Raw genomic sequence first — 20607 nt, forward strand, 5'->3', positions numbered from 1 at the left:
AACTCCGCGCTTGATTTATAATATAATTGACGACACCTTCCGCCCGCCTCCTCAACGAGGCGTGTAAACGTCGGGAGAGAACGTCATGCGGGGCAACCGCTTCATCATCGCCGGGATGGCCGCCAGCCTGATCAGCCTCAGCGCCGCCCAGGCCGCCCCGGACTCCATGAAGCCCCCGATCTATCTCGGCGTGGACATCTCCTACGCCAACGAGATGGACGACTGCGGCGCGGTCTACAAATCCGGCGGCCAGCAGGTCGACCAGTTCCGGTTCTTCAAATCGGCCGGCGCCAACGTCGCGCGCATCCGCATCTGGAACGATCCGGACTGGACCAAGTACTCCAACCTCGCCGACGTGAAGCGCAGCATCAAACGCGCCAAGCAGGCCGGAATGCAGGTGCTGCTGGACTTCCACTATTCCGACGACTGGGCCGACGGCGACAAGCAGATCGCCCCCAAGGCCTGGGCCAAGCTCTCGACACAGGACCAGGCCAAGGCGTTGTACGCCTTCACCCACGACACCCTGGTCGAACTGGACCGCGAGGGCCTGATGCCCGAGCTGGTGCAGGTGGGCAACGAGACCAACGGCGAGATCGTCTCCAGCCTGGCCAAGGCCAAGGAACCCATCCACTGGGACCGCAACGCCCTGCTGTTCAACGCCGGGATCAAGGCCGTGCGCGACGCCGGCAAGGAGACGGGCAAGCCGCCCCGGGTGATGCTGCATATCGCCCAGCCCGAAAACGCCGAGCCCTGGTTCGCGGCGGCGACCAAGGCCGGCGTCACCGACTACGACATCATCGGCCTCAGCTACTACAGCAAGTGGTCCAAGCGCTCGATGGCCCAGCTGGGCCAGACGATCGACCGGCTGCGCCACACCTACGCGGCCGACGTCCTGGTGGTCGAGACAGCCTATCCGTTCACGACAGAGAACGCCGACACCTCGCCCAACCTGCTGGGCGAGGACTCGCTGATCGCCGGTTATCCGGCCACGCCGGCGGGCCAACAGAAATATCTGGTCGACCTGACCCAGCTGGTGCTGTCCAGCGGCGGCACGGGCGTCTTCTACTGGGAGCCGGCCTGGGTCTCGACCAAGTCGTGCGGCACCCGCTGGGGCAAGGGCTCCAACTGGGAGAACGCGGCGGTGTTCGACTACAAGGGCCAGGACAACGGCAGCGCCGAGGCCTGGCTGAAGCACGCCTACGTCCTGCCGGTGGAGGTGACGTTCAAGACCAAGGCGACGAGCGAAGCCGCCTTCATCGACGGCGACTTCCTGGCCGGCGTCGGCCCCAGGCCCATGACCCGCGAGGGCGACGCCTTCGTCTACCGCACGCGCTTGGCGCCCGGGACCTCGGTGACCGTGGCCACGGCGACGACGGCGGCGGGCGTGGCGGACGCCTCGGCGGTCACCGCGACGGTGGGACAGCGAGCCAGCGTGGTGCGGGTGGGGGAGTAAATACCCCTCCCCTCAGCCACTCAAAGGTTGTCATCCCGGAAGCCCCGCAGGGGCTGTCCGGGATGACAACGGTTTTGGGTGAACCCCGCTACTTCCCGTAATCCAGGCTCGGATACCAATCCCCGCCGCGCCCCTCCGGCGTCATGTCCAGGAAGTTCCACAGCGGGACCAGGTCGGGGGCGCCGCGGGGATCCTGGCCGGGATCGGCGCTGTCGCCGGTCATCTCGCCGGACCAGAAGTGGCGGATCGTCCCGCCCCGGCGGGTGAAGACGTTGTAGGCCGGGATCTCGTCGCCGTTCGGCAGCAGGCCGAAATAGTCGCGCGAGTAGTTCCCGTTCAGGTCGGTGTAGAGCCGCAGGTTCCGCCAGCCGCGTTCCCGCTTGAAGGCCAGCAGCTTGTCGAGCGGCGAGCGGGCCACCACCGCCAGCGACATCTTCTGGTCGAGGTCGGCGGCGTTGCCGTCCAGCGGGCCCAGCAGGGCCGTGCACATCGGGCAGGGCCGCTCGCGCTGCGGTCCGAACATGTAGCTGTAGACGCCCAGGGTCTGCTTGTCGCGGAACAGGCCGGCGAAGTCGACGCGGCCCTCCTCGCCCTCGAACTGGTAGTCGCCCCGCACCTCGCCGCCGGGCGGCAGGTCGCGGCGCTGCTGGGCGACGCGTTCGAGATGGCGGCGCAGCTCCAGCTCCTCGGCCAGCAGCGCGGTGCGGGCGGCGCGGTATTCGGGACTTTCGTTGGGGAACCGCACCGGGCTGCGCGCGGCGAGTTCGGCGGCGGGGGTGAGGGTTGGTCGGGCGTCCATGGCGACGGCCTCCGTTTCTGATGTCGACATAACTGAAGACGCGCGAGGTGGGTTCTTTGCGACACAGCGGTCCGACAAATCGGCCGTCCCACATGCTGAGGCTTGTCATGTGTGATTGATATGATAAATAAAGGCTCCGCTTGGCGCTCGCGCCAGGACGGGAGCGCTCGCCAGAAGCGCAACGGCGCGGACCCCGCGCCCACCTCGAACCGGCCGCCTTTTTCGCGCCGGAGAGTTCACCGCATCACAAACACAGAGCAGCCGCGTCTTTGCGAACGCGGCGCCGTCGTCCCTGGGGGAACCAACGATGACCCACTACAAATTGCTTGCAGCCGCCAGCGGCCTGGCCCTGATGGCCGCCGCCAGCGCCCATGCGCAAACCGCGCCGGCCCCGGCCTCCGACTCGTCGCAGGTCGACGAAGTCGTCGTCACCGGCGTGCGCAAGAGCCTGCGTGAAGCCCTCGACGTGAAGCGTGGTTCCGACAAGGTCGTCGAAGCCATCTCGGCCAAGGACATCGGCGTCCTGCCCGACGTGACCATCGCCGAATCCATCGCCCGTCTGCCGGGCGTCAACGCCACCCGCGACCGCGGCAACGACAGCCAGGCCGTCGTGCGCGGCCTGGGCGCCCGCCTGGTGCTGGGCACCGTCAACGGCCGCGAAGTCGCCTCGTCCGAGCCGGACCGCAACGTCCGCTGGGAGATCTACCCCTCGGAAGTCGTCCAGGGCGTCCAGGTCTACAAGTCGCAGTCGGCCGACCTGATCGCCGGCGGCGTGGCCGCGACGATCAACATCGATACGATCGCCCCGCTCGATTACAAGGGCCCCGAATTCGTCCTGCGCGCCGGCCCGGTCTTCTACGACGGCGGCAAGGACATCCCCAACTACGACCAGACCGGCTACCGCGCCTCTGGCTCGTGGGTGCACAAGATCAATGACGACCTGGCCATCGTGCTGGGCCTGACCAGCCAGAAGCAGAAGAACGGCTACGTCTCGTTCCAGGGCTGGGGCTACAACGACTCGACCATCCGCCAGCCGGCCGGCGCCAGCGATTCCAGCGGCGACCTGAACGGCGACGGCAAGCTGGACGCCACCCCGTGGGGCGCGCAGCTGGAGGTCAAGAAGCTCAGCCAGAAGCGCAACGGCGTCTCCACCGGCCTGCAGTGGAAGCCCAGCGACAACTTCGAACTGAAGTTCGACGCCCTCTATTCCGACATCAAGATCAACGAGAACCAGGACCAGGCGATCTACGGCTGGAACAACTGGGGCAACTGGGCCAACGGCAACGCCGGCGACTACAACGCCCCGGGCGCGTCCTACACCCTGATCAACAACACGGTCGTGGCCGCCAACCTGGTGTCCAACAACGCGGTGCACAGCGTGATCGCGCGCTACACCGAGGACAAGAAGCTGTTCGTCACCGGCCTGAACGGCAAGTGGACCAACGACGCGTGGACCGTCGTCGGCGACCTGTCCTATTCGAAGGCCGAGCGTGAGAACAACTGGGCGGCGGTGCGCCTGGAAACCTATCCGTCGACGATGTCGTTCGACACCCGCGCCGGCGTGAAGCCGACCGTGAAGCTGACCCAGGACATCACCACCCTGCCGCAGTACAACTCGTGGAAGGGCGGCCAGAACGACGGTCCGGAACACCTGAACGACGAGCTGGCGGCCGGCGCGCTGGACTTCACCCGCGACCTGGCGGGCGGAGCGTTCAAGAGCGTCCAGTTCGGCGCGCGGGCCTCCAACCGCACCAAAGACCACAGCATGTTCCAGTTCTACCCCTGGGCCAACGCCGGGACGGTCGTGCCGGCGAGCATGCTCAGCTACTACAAGGTCAGCGCCTTCGACGTGCCGGCGGTCGTCACGGGCGACTTCGACGCCCTGGCCGCGGTCCTGTACGGCGCGAACGCCTTCGACCCCAGCCACGGCTCGGAGAACCTGGCCCAGCAGTGGAGCGTCAACGAGAAGGTCTTCGAAGGCTACGGCAAGCTGAACTTCGCCGCCGACAGCATCGGCGGCTCGTGGGCGACCGGCAACATCGGCGTCCGCGTGGTGCACACCGAGACCAGCAGCGACGGCCAGCAGGCCGACACCCTGGGCGTGTTCTCGCCGGTGTCCATCGACAACGACTACACCGACATCCTGCCCTCGGCGAACGTGAAGTTCGACTTCGGCGACGGCAAGGTGTTCCGCCTGGGCCTGGCCAAGGTGATCGCCCGTCCGCCGCTGGACGAGCTGCGCGCCAGCCGCACCCTGACCACCTGGTCGCCCTACACGGGCAGCGCCGGCAACCCGACGCTGAAGCCGTTCGAGGCGGTGCAGTTCGACGCCTCGGCCGAGTGGTACTTCCGTCCGGAAGCCCTGATCGCGGCCTCGTACTACTACAAGGACGTCAGCTCCTACATCGGCTGGAAGCAGACCCCGATCGCCTACGGCGGCACCACCTACGCCGTCTCCAGCCCGACCAACGGCGGCGACGGCTACATCCAGGGCCTGGAACTGACCTTCCAGACGCCGTTCTTCTTCCTGCCGGGTCCGTTCGACAAGTTCGGCGTCTATTCGAACTACGCCTACGTCGACTCCGACCTGAAGGAGTTCTCGCCGGTCAACAACCCGCTCGACATGACCGGCCTGGCCAAGCACACCGCCACGGTCGACCTCTGGTACGCCAACGGTCCGGTCGAAGCGCGCCTGGGCTGGAAGTACCACTCGCCGATGACGGTCATCTACGGCTGGAACGGCGCGGACCTGCAGACCCTGGAGAGCGAGAAGACCCTCGACTTCAGCGCGTCGTACAACATCAACGACCACGTCACGGTCCGCTTCCAGGCCAACAACCTGACCAACGAGGAACTGCGGATGTACCGCGACAACGATCCCAACCGGATCGGTCGCTATGACGTCTACGGCCGTCGCTACCTCGCCGACGTGACCTTGAAGTTCTAACCCTTTCCGCCACCCCTTCGTCCTGCGGGGGTGGCGGCGGCAAGCTCGTCTTGCCAAGCTGGGATTCATCACACCTCCCCGATGACATCCTGCACCTGGGGAGGAAGCCATCCGCGCTTCCTCCCCATTTTTTTGCTTTCCGCGTGAGGACCCCATGGTCGATTTCAGCCGCCGCCAAGCCCTGGCCGCCACCGCCGGCGCCGCCGTCCTTGCGGCCGCGCCCGCCCGCGCCGCGCCGAAGAGCGCGCCCGCCGCGTCCTCCCGCCCCGTCCTTCCCGTCATCGACCTGGCCCCGCGCGAGCGCCTGTCGCTGGACTTCGACTGGCGCTTCAAGCTGGGCCACGCCCAGGACCCGGCCCGCGACTTCGGCTTCGGGGCCAACCAGCGCACCTTCGCCAAGGCCGGCGCGACCGCCGCCAACTGGCAGGTCAGCCAGCTGTCCGACCCCGCCTTCGACGCCGGCGCCTGGGCGTCGGTGACCCTGCCCCACGACTGGGCCGTCGAGTTGCCCTTCGTCGACAACCCCGCCTATGTGCCGTCCGGCAAGCCCGACGACGAGGACCTGCGCGCCGCCCACGGCTACAAGCCCCTGGGCCGCGAGTTCCCCGACACCAGCGTCGGCTGGTACCGCAAGACCTTCGCCCTGCCCGCCGCCGACGCCGGCAAGCGGCTGTCGATCGAGTTCGACGGCGCGATGCGCGACGCCCTGGTCATCGTCAACGGCTACATCCTCGAGCAGGAAGACAGCGGCTATTCGCCGTTCCGCGTCGACATCACCGACATCGCCAATCTCGGCGCTGACAACACCCTGGTGGTGCGCGTCGACGCCAGCCTGGGCGAGGGCTGGTTCTACGAGGGGGCGGGCCTCTACCGCCACGTCTGGCTGGTCAAGACCGCCCCGGTCCACGTGCCGCAATGGGGCGTGTTCGTGCGCGCCAAGGCCGATGGGACGCTGACGATCGACACCGACCTGGTCAACGACGGCGACGCCCGCGCCGAGTTCGAACTGCTGCACACCGTGCTGGACGCCGCCGGCAAGCCGGTGCTGACCCCCGCCGCCGCCTCCGACCGGCTGCCGGCCTGGGAGCGCCAGTCGCTGTCCCTGACCGTGGCCCTGGACAATCCCGTGCTGTGGTCGCTGGAGACCCCGCACCTCTACACCCTGGTCACCGAGGTGAAGGTCGGCGGCGCGGTCGTGGACCGCCATGCGACCCGCTTCGGCTTCCGGTCGATCGCCTTCGACGGCGCAAAGGGCTTCCTGCTGAACGGCCAGAGCGTGAAGCTGAAGGGGACCTGCAACCACCAGGACCACGCCGGCGTGGGCGCGGCCATTCCCGACGCCCTGCAGGTCTGGCGGCTGGAGCAGTTGAAATCGATGGGTTGCAACGCCTATCGCGCCGCTCACAACCCGCCGACGCCCGAGCTGCTGGACGCCTGCGACCGCCTGGGGATGGTGGTCATCGACGAGACCCGCCGGATGTCCAGCGACGCCACCTCCCTGGACGAGCTGGAGCGCCTGGTCCGCCGCGACCGCAACCACCCGTCGGTGATCCTCTGGTCGATCGGCAACGAGGAGCCACAGCAGGGCACCGCCCGCGGCGCCAAGGTGGCGACCACCATGAAGCGGCTGGTCAACCGCCTGGACCCGACCCGCCCGGTCATCGCCGCCATGGACTCCGGCTTCGGCGAGGGCATCAGCGCCGTCATCGACGTTCAGGGCTTCAACTACCGCCACGAGAAGATGGACGCGTTCCACGCCAAGTTCCCGGACAAGCCGATCATCGGCACCGAGAGCGCCAGCACCGTGGCCACGCGCGGCGAATACGCCCGCGACGACGCCAAGCTCTACGTGCCGGCCTACGACACCGAGCACCCCTGGTGGGCGACCACGGCCGAGAAGTGGTGGAGCCACGCGGCCGACCGTCCGTGGGTGGCCGGCGGCTTCATCTGGACCGGCTTCGACTATCGCGGCGAGCCCACGCCCTTCAACAAGTGGCCCAGCATCAGCTCGCACTTCGGCGCGCTCGACACCTGCGGCTTCCCCAAGGACAACTACTACTACTACCGCGCCTGGTGGCGGCCCGAGCCGCTGTTGCACCTGCTGCCGCACTGGAACTGGGAAGGCCGCGAGGGCCAGCCGATCGCGGTCTGGGCGCACAGCAACTGCGACAAGGTCGAGCTGTTCCTGAACGGCAAGAGCCAGGGCGTGCGCGACGTGAAGCCCAACCACCACGTCGAATGGTCGGTCCCTTACGCGCCGGGCGTGATCGAGGCCCACGGCTACAAGGGCGGCAAGGTCGTCCTGCGCGAGCGCCGCGAGACCGCCGGCCCGGCCGCCGCCCTGCGACTGACCGCCGACCGCTCGCGCTACGCCGCCGACGGACAGGACGTGGCGGTGCTGAAGGTCGAGGTGCTGGACGCCAAGGGCCGCATCGTGCCCCGCGCCGACGACCTGGTGACCTTCGCGGTCGCGGGTCCTGGCGACGTGATCGGGGTGGGCAACGGCAATCCCACCAGCCACGAGGCCGACGTCGCCAGCCAGAGGAAGGCCTTCAACGGCCTCTGCCAGGCGATCGTCCGCACGCGGCGCGGCCAGGCGGGCGAAGTGCGGGTGACGGCCTCGGCGCCGGGGCTGAAGACAGCAAGCGTCAGCTTGACGGCGGGCGCCTAGAGACCTCTGACCTCAACAAAAGTTGTCATCCCGGAAGCCTCGCAGAGGCTGTCCGGGACCCAGGTGACTGGGCCAATGCAGTGCAACCGCCCCTGGGTCCCGGACAAGCGCCACGCGCTTTCAGGGATGACAACGGATTGTGCGATCAATCCAGCGCCTTGAACCGCACCGCCGCGCCGCCGCCCGGCGCCATGTCGAACTCCAGCGAGTCCTTGCTGGTCACCACCTTCTTCGACACCGTCAGGGCCGTGGTGTTGGTGATGTAGTCCGCGCCCGGACCGTCGGCGTAGATCTGGGCCTCGTAGCGCTTGCCGGGGGCCAGGAAGTCCAGTTTCTGAGTCAGCTTGCGGGCCGTCTCGTCGGTCAGGGCGCCCAGGAACCAGTCCTTGCCGCCGCGCGGTTGGCGGGCCGTCACGATGTAGTCTCCGATCTCGCCCTGCAGGGTCTTGGACGTCTCCCAGTCGGTGGGCACGTCGCGGATGAACTGGAAGGCGTCGGGCCTGGCCTCGTAGTTCTCCGGCAGGTCGGCCGCCATCTGGATGGGGCTGTACAGCACCACGTACAGCGCCAGCTGCACCGCCAGGGTCGACTGGCCGCGGCGGGTCAGCTCGGTCTTGCCGTGCACCACGTCGAAGACGCCCGGCGTGAAGTCCATCGGCCCGCCCAGCATGCGCGTGAACGGCAGGATCACCGTGTGCTCGGGCGGGTTGGTCGGGTTGCCCCAGGCGTTGAACTCCTGGCCGCGCGCGCCTTCGCGGCTGAGCATGTTGGGCCAGGTTCGGCGCAGGCCGGTGTCCTTGACCGGCTCGTGGGCGTCGATCGAGATGTGGTGCTGGGCCGCCACCTGGGCGACGTGCAGGTTGTGGCGGACCATGTACTGGCCGGCGAACCACTGCTGCTCGCCCTGTTGGTCCAGGATCGTGCCGCTGTGGCGGACATAGCCGGTCTTCACCTGCGAGATGCCGACGCTCTCATAGAGCTTCATGGCGTCTTCCAGCTGGGCCTCGTAGTTGGGCACCGCCCCGGCCGTCTCGTTGTGGCCGATCAGCTTGACGCCCTTGGACTTGCCGTAGTCGGTGATCGCCTTCAGGTCGAAGTCCGGATAGGCCTTGGTGAAGCTGAACTTCTCGCCGTTGCTGATCCAGTCGCCGTCCCAGCCCTCGTTCCAGCCTTCCACCAGCACGCCGTCGAAGCCGTACTTGGCCGCGAAGTCCATGTAGCGCTTGGTGTTGGCGGTGTTGGCGCCGTGCTTGGGACCGCTGCCCCAGGTCGAGCGCTCCAGGTGCATCTCCCACCAGATGCCCACGTACTTGCCCGGCTTGATCCACGAGGTGTCGGCGATCTTGCTGGGCTCGTTGAGGTTCAGCTCGATGCGGCTGTCGGCCAGGGCGCCGGCGGTCTCGCCGATCAGCACCGTGCGCCACGGGGTGGTGAAGGGGCCGGTCTTCTTGGCCAGGGTCCCGTCCTGCCACGGCATCAGCCGGGCCTTCAGCGTCCCCGCCCCGTCGCCGGCCAGCAGCATGCTGGGGAAGTCGACCAGGGCCGCCTCGTGGAACGACAGGTACAGGCCGCCGGCCTCGTTGCCTGCCGTGCGCTTCAGGGTCAGCGGCGTCTCGGCCAGGGTGATCCGGCGGGCGTCGGTCTGCTTGTAGAGGTACTCGTCGCGCTCCTGGCCCAGGCCCTCGTACCACCAGGCGTCATAGGCCCCGACGGGCTTGAAGGCGGTGCGGTCGTCGGTGACGGACACGTTCTGGCCGGCGGGAACGGCGCCGTAGGCGTAGCGGAAGCCCAGGCCGTCGTCGAACAGCCGGAAGGTGACGTCGAAGGTCTTGCTCAGCGGCGTGTCGCCGGCCAGCGAGACGGTCAACTCCGAATGGTTGTCGCGGATCACCCGCTGCTCGCCCCAGGGCTGCTCCCAGCTGCTGTCGGAGGCCGAGCGCCTGGCGCCGGTCAGGGCGGTGATCCGCGCGGCGGGCTCGCCGGCGAAGGTCAGGCCCAGGGGCGCGGCCGCCAGCACCGGCTTGCCGCCGCGCGACACCTCGTAGAAGGCCGAGCCGTCCTTGGTGAAGACGCAGACCTCGATCACCTTGCCCGGCGACTGGGCGCATTCGCGGTCAGCGGCGGCCGCGACGGCAGGGGCGGCCAGGGCGCTCAGCAGAGCGCCGAACAGGGCCGGGGTTCGCAACATCATCGAACGGTCTCTTTCGTCAGAAGAAGAAAAAAGGGCGTCTCGGCTCCGCAGGCCAAAGCCGAGACGCAGGGGAGGACTGGTCGCGTCGCCCGCGCGCGGACGACGATGAGGGAGAAGGAACGGCGCATCAGGAGCTCACCGCCTCGATGAAGCCGTTGGCGGTCAGCCGGCCCTGGGCCGGATCGGCCTTGCCCGCCTCGGGCCCCAGCAGGGCCGAGTGCAGGACGTGGTTGCGATAGACGATCAGCCGGTTGAACACGCCGTCGGCCTGGCCGATCAGGTCGTAGTCGGCCATGTCGGCCCCCGGATAGACGGCCGTGCCGACGCCGCGCTCGGCCAGCTGGGCCTGGGCCACGGCCACGTAGGTCGCATGGCGGCTCTGGTCGACGCTCTCGAAGCCGGTGGCCTTGTGGCGGAAGAAGCCGGTGCCCCCGTGATCGCCCCGGCCCAGGTAGTGGACCATGGCCAGCCGGTTCGGATCGGGCCCGTCGTGGTGCGGGATCTTCTGCACCGGCTGGGCGTCGCGCGCCGAGGTCGTGGCCAGGCCGAAATAGCCGAAATACTTGACGTAGACGTCGCTGGGCAGGCCGAAGGCGGCCGCGATCGGCCCGCGCAGGGCGGTGACCACGGTGCGGTAGTACGACTCCGGCAGGTTGGCGTTCAGCCCCGGATAGTTGGTGTGCGGCGGGCTGTAGAAATCGGCCTGGCGCGCGGCCTCGATCATCGAGTCCGGATCGTCCAGCACCTCGTCGACCACCAGCAGCGGCTGGCGCTCCTCGCCCAGGTGGAGGAGCTGGAGCCGAATCTGGCGACCGAGCAGCAAGGGGGGAACGGCGATGGCTGCGGTCATGCGCCGCCCTTCAGGAAGGCCATCTTCAGCTGGCGCGCCAGGTTGGCGCGGAACGACGGGCTCATCGGCCCCAGAGCGCCCTTCAGACCGTCCGGAATGTGGGCCGTCGCCTCGCCGTCGCCGGCGAAGACATAGGCCTCGAACATCGACCGCCAGTAGGCGCGCTCGCCCGGCGGCAGGTCCTTGAAGGCCAGAAGCGCGGTCAGGAAGACGTCGTTGGCCCGCTCCAGCCCCGCGCCCGTGTCGCCCCACCACCAGTTGACCATGGCGTTGTAGGGCGCGAGCGAGGTGACGTGGTGCCACCAGTATTTCGGCACGAACAGGGCGTCGCCCGGCTCCAGCCACGCGACCTCGGCCGCGGCGTACGCGTCGCGATAGCGCGGGAAGCGGGCCAGGTCCGGGGCCTCGGGATCGACCAGCGACAGCGGCGGCGGATTGTCCAGCGGGCCGACATAGAGGTTGGCGACCTGGGTCGGCGGGAACAGCACGAAGCGGCGGCGGCCGGCGATCACGCCGGCCAGGTTGTGGTCGCGGTCGTTGTGGGTCTGGGTGCGGACGGCCCCGCCCACCCACAGGCGCGGCATGACCTGCGGCGGCAGCAGGGGGCTGGGGTTCCGGCGCACGAATTCCGGCATGTGGCTGGCCAGGGGCAGCATCTGGATGGCCACGAACGGGGCGTCCGGCTCGCCCAGCAGGCGTTCGATGCGGTCCAGGGTCTCGCCGATCCCGGCCTGGCGCTTGGAGAAGGCGAACTCGCGCAGGTCGGCGCCGTAGCCGAAGCGGCCGCCGGTGGCGGCGGGGGCCTCCATGACCGGGGCCGGGGCGCCGGCGTCCATGGCCTTGAGGTAGGCGTTCAGGGCGGCGGGTCCCTGGCGCCCAGCGGCCAGGGCGGGCCAGGCCTCCAGCAGCCCCTTGATCACCACCGGCCGCTCGGCGCGGACGATCGCGTCGAAGTCCGCCGGCGAGGCGCAGGCGGCCGTCGCCACGCGCGGCAGGGCGTCGATGTCGCAAGGCTGGATCATGCCGCCGCCGTCCATCAGCAGAAGCTTTCCAGATAGAGGTCGTGGGTCGGCTGCTTCAGCACCTGGCCCTTGATGAAGGCCAGGATGCGCCGGAACTCGCCCTTCACGACCTCGGGCGAGGTGCGGTCGATCATCGGCGCGTGGGCCTCGGGCGTCACGCCGTGACCGGTCAGCAGGGCCCGCCAGCTGTCGGCGACGAAGGTCTCGTGTTCCGAGGGCGGGATGTCGCCCCGCGCCTGGAAGGTGGCGATCTTGTGGGCCAGGACCTCCGAGACGCCCGCCGCCCGCGCCCGCTCCCAGAACGGCGCCTTCGCGTAGCGGTTGGCGACGTAGTGGGCCGACTGGAAGTCGCGCAGGCGCTCGTAGACCTCGCGCATCGTGGCGTTGTACGTCGCCCGCTCGGCGTCGAAGTCGGCGGCCACCGGGAACAGCGGCAGCAGGTGCACCAGCCCCAGTTGCACGGCCTGCAGGTCGACGCCGTGCACCGGATCGAAGGCGCAGGCCGCCTCGCCCACCGCCACGCAGTTGCGGCTCCAGGCCTGGACGCGACGGCCCGGATCGCTGACCGAGACCACGGCGTCGGCCAGGGCCAGGCCCGAGATGCGGCCGGCCATCTCGAGGGCCTGGTCGTCCGTGCACAGATCGCCTGCATAGGCCTGGACCACATGGGTCGCCGCCTGACTGGGGTGCAGCCCCACCCAGCCGCGCGCCCAGGCGCGGATGTCGGCGTAGGGCGGCAGCGAAGCGAAGCGCGGCCCCTGGGCGCGCAGCACCCGGTCGGCCGGGAAATGGCCGCGCCCGCTGTCGCGCGCCACGCCCAGGGCGGTCATCAGCAAGGCCTCGCCGCCCGTGGCGTCGACGAACAGGTCGCCCCGCACGCTGCGGCCCTCGCCCAGGTCCAGGGCGGCGATCTCGCCGTCGGCGTCGAGGGTCGGCGCGACGGACAGGGCCTGGTGCAGCTCGACGCCCAGCCGCTTGGCGAGGCCCTTCAGCGCCGCGGCGTAGGCCAGGGCCGGCAGGTGGTAGCCGTAATCGGTGCGGCCGAAGACCTCGGTCTCCTCGTCGGGCAGCAGCACCCGGCCCTGGCGGGCGGCGGCGGCGGTCAGCGAGAAGTCGTCCAGCGCCACGTTCAGCCCCAGGCCCCGGGCCTTCAGCCAGAACGGGAAGAAGTCGCGGTTGTCGATCGGCGCGCCATAGGCGCCGTGGGCGTGGAAGAAGGCCGGGGTCGCGCCCGAGACGTCGGCGAAGTTCTGGCCCAGCGAGAAGGCGCCGCGCGTGGCGCGCAGCACGTCCGCCTCGTCCAGGCCCAACATCCCGTGCAGGGCCTCCAGCGGCGGCAGGCTGGCGTGGACGTCGGCGGGCGTCAGGCGGGTCGGCAGCTCCACCGCCGTGACGCCGACCCCGGCCGGCCGCAGGGCCGCGCGCAGCACGCAGGCCGACAGCCACAGGGCCGCATCGCGCCCCACCACGACGATGCTGACGGGCGCGCTCATCACGACACCGCCCGCACGGCCTGGACCGGTCCGCCCAGGTCCCCGGGCGCGTAGCGGGCCAGGAAGTCGGCGTGGTTGGTCATGGTCGCGACATTGCCGTCGATCCGCGCCTTCAGGTCGGCCAGGCGGGCCTCCAGGTCGTCCAGCGTCAGGCTCTCGGCCAGGCGGTCATACGCGCGCGGAACCAGCCCCTGCCCCTCCAGCACCGACAGCCAGCTGTCGCGCGAGAACAGGCCGTACTGGTAGTTGGGCAGGGCCGCGCGGCGCTCAAATAACAGAAGCTTGGCCGCCAGGCTGTCGGGGATCGGCATGGTCCGCACATGGTCCCACAGCGGTTCGCCTAACCGGCTGTTGGCGCGGTAGTGCAGGATCAGGAAGTCGCGGACCCGGTCGTACTGGATCTCGAACAGGCGGTTGAACTCGGCGACCAGCCGCGGGTCCATGCGGTCGCCCTCGCCCGGGGTCGGCATCAGGTTGACCAGGTCGATCACGGCCGCCTGGATCAGGAAGATGCTGGTCGACTCCAGGGGTTCCAGGAAGCCGCTGGACAGGCCCATGGCCACGACGTTACCGCTCCAGCCCCGCACGCGGCGGCCGGCCTTGAAGCGCAGCAGGCGCGGCTCGTCCAGCGCCGGGCCGTCCAGCTTGGCCAGCAGGGTCTCGCGCGCCTGGTCTTCGCCCAGGAAGGCGCTGGAGAACACGTAGCCGTTGCCGGTGCGGTGCTGCAGCGGAATGCGCCAGCGCCAGCCGCCCAGGTCGGCGCTGGCGCGGGTATAGGGCGTCAGGCCGTCGCCGCCCGTGGCGCAGGGCACGGCCAGGGCGCGGTCGCAGGGCAGCCAATGGCCCCAGTCCTGCCAGGCCACGTCCATCTGGCCGGCCAGCAGCAGCGAGCGGAAGCCGGTGCAGTCGATGAAGAGGTCGCCCGGGATCACGGCGCCCGACTTCAGGGTCAGGCTGCGCACCTGGCCGCCGGCCGTGTCGCGGGCGATGTCGGAAACCAGGCCCTCGATACGCGTCACGCCCCGCGCGGTCGCCCAGCGGCGCAGGAAGCCCGCATAGAGGCTGGCGTCGAAATGGTAGGCGTAGGCGTAGGTCGAGCGGATCGACTTGTCGTCCTGGTTGGGAAACTCGAAGGCGTTCGCCCGGCACGCGGCCACGGCGTAGGAATAGGCCTGCAGCGGCGCGACCTCGCGCCCGGCGTTCCTGGCCCGCACCCAGTGATGCTGGAAGTCCACCCCGTTCCACGGCTCGCCGAACGTGCCGAACGGATGAATGTAGCGGTCGCCGGGACGGTTCCAGTCGCGGAACTCGATGCCCAGCTTGATGGAGCCCTGGGTCTCGCGCAGGAACTGCGCCTCGTCGATCCCCAGCATGTCGTTGTAGGTCTTGATGTGCGGCAGGGTGGCTTCGCCGACCCCCACCGTGCCGATCTCGTCGGACTCGATCAGGGTCAGGTCGTAGGCCTTGGGATCCAGCAGCCGCGCCAGGCCGGCCGCACACATCCAGCCGGCCGTGCCGCCCCCGACGATCACGACCTTCAGGGTCGCGCCCTTGTCCGTGTGCATTGGTCCTGGCCTCCCGTCTACGCCGGAACCGACGCCGCCGCGGAGGATCCGCGACGGCGTGGCCCGATCGGGGGATTAGTACTTGAAGCGGATGCCCAGTTGGATGCGGCGGTCGTTCCGGATCCACGACGAGTCGATCTTCACCGGCTTGGCGCCGGGGGTCAGGGCCGAGTCGCCGAAGACCTGCTGCTGGAAGACCGTGGTGGTGTCGAGGAGGTTGGAGCCGTCCAGCGACACTTCGATGTTGTCGCTGACCTGGTAGCGGATCGAGCCGTCCAGGAACCCCGCGCCCTTCTGGTACATCGGCAGGCCGATGCAGCAGTCGAGGTTGTTGGTCAGGAACGCCGAGCGCCAGCTGTAGGCCAGGCGCATGGCGATCGGGCCTTTCTCGTACAGGCCCACGATGTTGTAGGCGTCGTCCGAGATGCCGGCCAGGCGGTGGCTGTCCATGACCGCGCCGTTGACCTGCAGGCCGCCGCCGAAGGCGACGGTGCCGCCGGCCGCGTAGCCGGGCTGGGTGGCCAGGTTGGAGTTATGGATGTCTTCCTGCTTGGTGTGGGTGTAGTTGGCCTGGATGCCGAGGCCGTCCCACGGGCTGGGCAGGAAGTCGAAGAAGGTCTGGTAGGCCACTTCGAAGCCGGTCAGTTCGCCGCCGCCGTTGCCGTTGCGCGGGCCGCGGACCAGCACGTTCTGGGTCGAGCCGTTGTTGGTGAACGAGCGCAGGAACTCGCCGTAGGCGATGCTGCCGTTCAGCTTCTTGTAGAAGACATCGAAGGTGAACGAGCTGCTTTCGGTGAAGTAGTGCTCGAAGGCCAGGTCGAACTGGTCGGCGGTGATCGGCTTCAGCGCGCCGAAGCCGGAGTCGGCGTTGAACTGGAAGTTGAAGCCCTTGACGTTGGACGCCACGTGCGGGGCGTTCGGGTCGTTCCAGATCACGTACTGCGAGTTCGGCGAGGTGTCGGTCGACGGCACCTGGATGCCGACGAAGTTGCGCAGCAGGCCGAAGTCAGGCCGCGACATGGCCCGCGAGGCGGCGAAGCGCACGAAGCTTTTGTCGCTGAGGCCGAAGCGGACGTTCAGGCTGGGCAGCCAGTTGTCGTGCTTGCCGCTGAAGTCGTTGTCCGCGCCGCCGCCGTTGCTGAAGTTCAGCAGGTCGGGCGTCAGCCAGCACGAGATGTTGGTGACCGAGTTGGGACCCAGCGGCGCGTTGCACGGCGTGGTGGCGGCCGAGGTGTACCAGGTGCTGGTCGGGAACGCGACGCCGCCCGAGCTGGTGGTCTTGGTCTGGACGAAGCGCAGGCCGACATTGCCCTGGACAGTGATGCCGTTGAAGATCGTCATGTCGTCGCCGCCGAAGCGCAACATGCCGTAGGCGGCCATGGTCTCTTCCTCGACATCGACCATTTCCGGATCGATGAAGCAGCCCTCGGTGTTGTTGGCGCGCTGGCACAGCGGGGTCCAGGCCATCGGCGAGTTGGTGGTCGCGCCGCTCAGCGCCTTGATCAGCCCGTCGTGGTCGGCCAGCGTGCCCTTGCTGAGGAACACCAGGTCGTTGTTGGGGAACACCTTGCCGTCATAGAAGTCGCCCAGGCCGGCGACGCTCCAGATGCCGGCGCCGTAACCCTGGAAGTTCCCGGCGTGGCCGCAGGCGGCCGGATAGGGCTGGGGCGTGGTGTTGTCGACGTTGAAGCCCGGGCCGTTGCAGTTCCACGGCGCGGCCACCGGCGACCAGTTGTAGGTCGAGTAGCGGACCTTCTGCTTGCGGTCGGCGTAGCGCACCCCGACCTTCAGCGAGTTCAGCCAGCCGCCCTCGTTGAACTCGTACTCGCCGTCGGCGCGCAGGGCCAGTTCGTGGGCGTCGTTGTCCTCGTAGTGGTCCTGGATGAACGGAATCCAGTAGTTGTGCGGGTTCGACAGGAAGCCCGGGGCGTAGTTGACGTTCGAACCCGGCTGCAGGGTGATCTGCGGCGTGCCCTTGTCGTTCACCTTGTACTGGGCGTCCGCCATCGTGCGGTTGGCGACCAGGATGTCGTAGTTGTTGGTGTTGGCGTCGATGTACTGGACGTCGAAGCTGGTGTGCAGCCGGTCGTTGACGTCCCACTGCAGGTTCGCCGAGAAGTCGCTGGTGCCTTCGGAGTGGTCGAAGTTGCGCGCCTGGTTCTCGATGTAGAGGCCTTCGCGCTGGGTGGCGCAGGCCGAGCCGGCGCCGCAGTAGTTGACGAAGGGCAGGCCGGGGACCGCCGAGCCGCGGTTGATGTTGTCCTGGGTGCTGGTGCCCCAGTCGCCGGTCGGCTGGGTCAGGATGCCCGAGGTCAGCATGCCGTTCGGGCCGAAGGTGAAGGCCGGCGAACCCTGGGCGGGCGCGATGACGGCCGAGGTCTGCGGCGAATAGGCCGACGCGGCCCACAGGCCGAACAGCACGACGTTGGTGCTGCGTTCCAGCCAGGCGTTCTTGTACTTGGAATTGTTGTACTGGGCCTTGAAGCGGACGGTGCCGTCGTTGTTCTCGTACTGGACGGCCAGGGCCGTGCCCTTGCGGACGCGGTCATACTCGACCTGCGAGTAGTTGACCTGGTCGGGCATGTAGACCCAGCCCGTGCCGCCGTAGGGGTTGGCCGTACAGGGGATCGAGCCGTCGGCGTTGACGATCGCCTTGCCGCTGGAGTCGTTCATGCCGGCCGAGCAGAAGGTGCCGATGCGCTGCATCACCACGCCTTCGGTCTGGGTCAGCACGTGGGAATAGGCGTAGTCGGCCATTACGCCGATGCGCCCGAAGTCGGTGTCCCAGTTCTTGCTGACGATGCCCGAATATTCGTAGGTGACCTTGTCGGAGCGGTCGCCGTAGTTGGCCTTGCCCGACAGCGAGATCACCTGATCCTTGGCGTCGAACGGCAGGCGGGTGCGCAGGTTGACCGTGCCGGCGATGCCGCCTTCGATCATCTCGGCCGTCTGGTTCTTGTAGCTGTCGACGCCGGCCATCAGTTCCGGCGAGATGTCGTTGAAGTTCAGGCCGCGGGCGGCGTCGGCCGAGAAGCTGTCGCGGCCGTTGAACTCGGTGCGCACCTGGGTCAGGCCGCGGATCAGCACCCCGGCCGGCTCGGCCGAGAAGTGCGAGCTGTCGTCGCTGGACTGCAGGCGGGACACCGTGATGCCCGGCACGCGCTGCAGCGCCTCGGCGACCGACTTGTCGGGGAAGGCGCCGATGTCGGTGGCGGTGATGGAGTCGACGACGGTGTCGGCGTTCTTCTTGATCTGCTGCGAGGTCTCGAGCGACTTGCGCACGCCCACGACCACGACCTCGTCGACCGTGGCGGCGTCGTTGGCGGACTTGTCCTGCGCGAAGGCCGGCGCGGCCGCGCCCATGACGCCCCCCAGGACGCCCAGGGCCGCGATCGCCGCCAGCGACACCCCGCCGCGCAGAAGCGCCTTGCGGCGGACATTGAACTTGCTCATCCCGTTCTCCCTAATTTTCTGCCCGCGCCTTGGTCGCGCGGGTTTTTTTTGATGAAGCCGCGCCGTCCCTCCCGGAGCGTTGCGGAGACCCCTGCACCCTCGGTCCGTCCGCGCCCCGCGGGGACGCGTCGAACCGGTGATTTCCGTTGAAAGGCGTCGGCGCCGCGCGGCGCGTTCGACGCGATGAGCGTCCGGTCTCCCCGACCGGGATCGCTCGCGGGGCGCTCGGCCCCGTCATCCCCCTCCTCCCCTCCTCTTCGTCACGGCGTTCGCCGTTGTCCGGTCCGCCGCCAGCGCCGGCCCCTCGGGGCCGACTCTCGCAAGATTTGCGGCGCCGAGCGGCCGGAAAGCGATGCGGATAAGCCTCCGCGCGCCGCCCAACCGTTCGACTTGCGCAATCTTGCGTTCTTTTGCGTCAAACGCAAGAGCGTTGTTTTGCGAAATTTCGCGCCGTTAGCGCTAACTTTCCCGCAGAATCGCCAGTTGTGGCATTTTTGGAACGATGGATTTTCTCGAGAGGCCTTGCGGAGCGGCTCATTCCACGCAATTCTTGCGTGAATTCGAAAGGCGAAGGGATGAGCGCAATCCCCACGACGCGCGTGCAAGCTTTGCCCCGCCCCGCCGGACGGGGCGTCCGGCTATCGAATCGGATCTCGGGCGGGATCGCGGACGGCCAGGGCGCTGATCGCGGCCAGGGCGAAGGCGCCCGCCGCCAGGCCCAGGGCCTGGATCGCCTCGCCCTTGAACAGACGTCCGACCACCGGACCCAGCACCACGGCGGCGATCAGCTGGGGCAGGACCAGGAACAGGTTATGGATGCCCATGTAGACGCCCATCTTGTGGGGCGGCACGGCGCTGGACAGCATGGCGTAGGGCGCCGACAGGATCGAGGCCCAGGCCACGCCGATCCCCACGATCGGGATCCACAGCAGGGCCGGGTCGTCGATCACCACGAAGCCCACGAAGCCCAGGGCGCCCATGGCCAGGCAGAGAGCGTGGCTGACCCGCAGCCCGATCCTCGCCACCAGGGCCGGCAGCAGCAGGGCGACCAGGGCGGCCACGCCGTTGTAGCCGGCGAACAGCACCCCCACCCAGTCGGCGCCCTGGTTGTAGGCGGCCGAGGCCGGATCGGTCGCGCCGTAGTGCCGGGCCGTCACGGCCGGGGTCGTGTAGATCCACATGGCGAACAGGCCGAACCAGGTGAAGAACTGCACCACCGCCAGGCGGATCAGCACCTGGGGCATGTGCAGCATGTCCTCGACCACCTCCAGCACGCCCAGCGACGCCTTGCCCTGGCGGCGCAGCCAGGTGGCGGCCAGCTGGGCGGCGCCGAAGGCGGTGGCCGAGCCGGCCAGCACGTAGATCTCGCGCGCCCAGCCGCTGGCGAAGGCCAGGGCGCAGGCCACCAGCCCGGCGATGGTCCACAGCGCCCCGCTCTTCAGCATCAGGGCCGCGCCCTCGGCGCTGGGCGTGCGGTGCTCGGGCTGGACCCGCGCGCCGTCGGCCAGGGTCTCGGGCGGATGCTCGTGCGTGGTGAAGACCGTCCACATCACCGCGACCAGCAGGGTGACGCCGCCCACGTAGAAGGCGGTGTGGACCGACGGCGGCAATTGGCCGGCGACGGCCTGGCCCGACACGCCGAACCAGTGGGTCAGGACCCACGGCAGGGCCGAGGCGAACACCGCCCCCGCGCCGATGAAGAACACCTGCATGGCGAAGCCGGTGGTGCGCTGCTCCTCCGGCAGGGTGTCGGCGACGAAGGCGCGGAACGGCTCCATGGCCACGTTGATCGAGGCGGACAGCACCCACAGCATCAGGCTGGCGGTCAGCACGCTGGACGCGTTGGGCATCAGGAACAGCGACACCGCCGTCAGGATCGAGCCGTAGAACAGATAGGGCCGCCGCCGACCCAGCCGACCCCAGGTGCGGTCGCTCAGATGGCCGATGATCGGCTGGACCAGCAGGCCCGTGGCGGGCGCGGCGATCCACAGGATGGCCAGCTCGTTGAGGTCCGCGCCAAGGGTCTGGAAGATCCGGCTGGTGTTGACGTTCTGCAGACCCCAGACGATCTGCACCCCGAACAGACCGCAACACATGTTCCAGATCTGCGCAAAGGACAGCCGCGCCTTCGTCATGCGGCGCGGGTCCCGCGTCGCCCAAAAA

The 20607-nt window shown here is 68.8% G+C and carries 11 protein-coding genes; 3 read left to right on the plus strand and 8 right to left on the minus strand.

What is annotated here, in order from left to right; translation table 11 throughout:
- Nucleotides 1–85: 85 nt before the first annotated feature.
- Entirely contained in the window at nucleotides 86–1453 is a 1368-nt protein-coding gene (locus tag BR39_RS0104110; RefSeq protein WP_029907999.1) for an arabinogalactan endo-1,4-beta-galactosidase, read from the plus strand.
- An 88-nt stretch (nucleotides 1454–1541) separates the two neighbouring features.
- Here BR39_RS0104110 and BR39_RS0104115 read toward each other — a convergent pair whose 3' ends face one another.
- Nucleotides 1542–2252, minus strand: a complete 711-nt coding sequence (locus tag BR39_RS0104115) for a DUF899 family protein (RefSeq protein WP_029908001.1) — start codon at nucleotides 2250–2252, stop codon at nucleotides 1542–1544.
- A 307-nt stretch (nucleotides 2253–2559) separates the two neighbouring features.
- Here BR39_RS0104115 and BR39_RS0104120 point away from each other — a divergent pair, with 307 nt between their 5' ends.
- Both BR39_RS0104120 and galA read left to right on the plus strand, forming a co-directional pair.
- Nucleotides 2560–5199, plus strand: coding sequence for a TonB-dependent receptor (locus tag BR39_RS0104120; protein WP_029908002.1), 2640 nt, complete (start codon nucleotides 2560–2562; stop codon nucleotides 5197–5199).
- A 154-nt stretch (nucleotides 5200–5353) separates the two neighbouring features.
- Nucleotides 5354–7870, plus strand: coding sequence for a beta-galactosidase GalA (galA, locus tag BR39_RS0104125; protein WP_029908005.1), 2517 nt, complete (start codon nucleotides 5354–5356; stop codon nucleotides 7868–7870).
- A 145-nt stretch (nucleotides 7871–8015) separates the two neighbouring features.
- Here the strand turns inward: galA and BR39_RS0104130 are convergent, their stop codons facing one another.
- The 7 genes from BR39_RS0104130 to BR39_RS0104160 all read right to left on the minus strand — a co-directional run bounded on the left by BR39_RS0104130 (nucleotide 8016) and on the right by BR39_RS0104160 (nucleotide 20579).
- Entirely contained in the window at nucleotides 8016–10061 is a 2046-nt protein-coding gene (locus BR39_RS0104130) for a glycoside hydrolase family 97 protein (protein WP_029908007.1), read from the minus strand.
- Nucleotides 10062–10188: 127 nt separating this feature from the next.
- On the minus strand, nucleotides 10189–10911 hold the full coding sequence (locus BR39_RS0104135) for a DUF6445 family protein (protein ID WP_029908009.1): 723 nt from the start codon (nucleotides 10909–10911) through the stop codon (nucleotides 10189–10191).
- Nucleotides 10908–11933 (minus strand): cupin-like domain-containing protein, encoded by a 1026-nt coding sequence (locus BR39_RS0104140; RefSeq protein WP_035018218.1) that lies wholly within the window; start codon nucleotides 11931–11933, stop codon nucleotides 10908–10910. The genes BR39_RS0104135 and BR39_RS0104140 overlap by 4 nt, the downstream gene beginning before the upstream one ends.
- A gap of 14 nt (nucleotides 11934–11947) precedes the next feature.
- Nucleotides 11948–13426, minus strand: coding sequence for a tryptophan 7-halogenase (locus tag BR39_RS0104145; RefSeq protein ID WP_029908012.1), 1479 nt, complete (start codon nucleotides 13424–13426; stop codon nucleotides 11948–11950).
- Nucleotides 13426–14991 carry a tryptophan halogenase family protein gene (locus tag BR39_RS0104150; RefSeq protein ID WP_029908014.1) on the minus strand — a complete coding sequence of 522 codons (1566 nt, stop codon included), beginning with the start codon at nucleotides 14989–14991 and terminating at the stop codon, nucleotides 13426–13428. The genes BR39_RS0104145 and BR39_RS0104150 overlap by 1 nt, the downstream gene beginning before the upstream one ends.
- A 75-nt stretch (nucleotides 14992–15066) precedes the next feature.
- Nucleotides 15067–18444, minus strand: coding sequence for a TonB-dependent receptor (locus tag BR39_RS0104155; RefSeq protein WP_029908020.1), 3378 nt, complete (start codon nucleotides 18442–18444; stop codon nucleotides 15067–15069).
- A gap of 638 nt (nucleotides 18445–19082) precedes the next feature.
- Nucleotides 19083–20579, minus strand: coding sequence for an MFS transporter (locus tag BR39_RS0104160; protein ID WP_029908021.1), 1497 nt, complete (start codon nucleotides 20577–20579; stop codon nucleotides 19083–19085).
- Nucleotides 20580–20607 lie beyond the last annotated feature (28 nt).

The sequence above is a fragment of the Caulobacter sp. UNC358MFTsu5.1 genome, assembly GCF_000712075.1.
GTDB lineage: Bacteria > Pseudomonadota > Alphaproteobacteria > Caulobacterales > Caulobacteraceae > Caulobacter.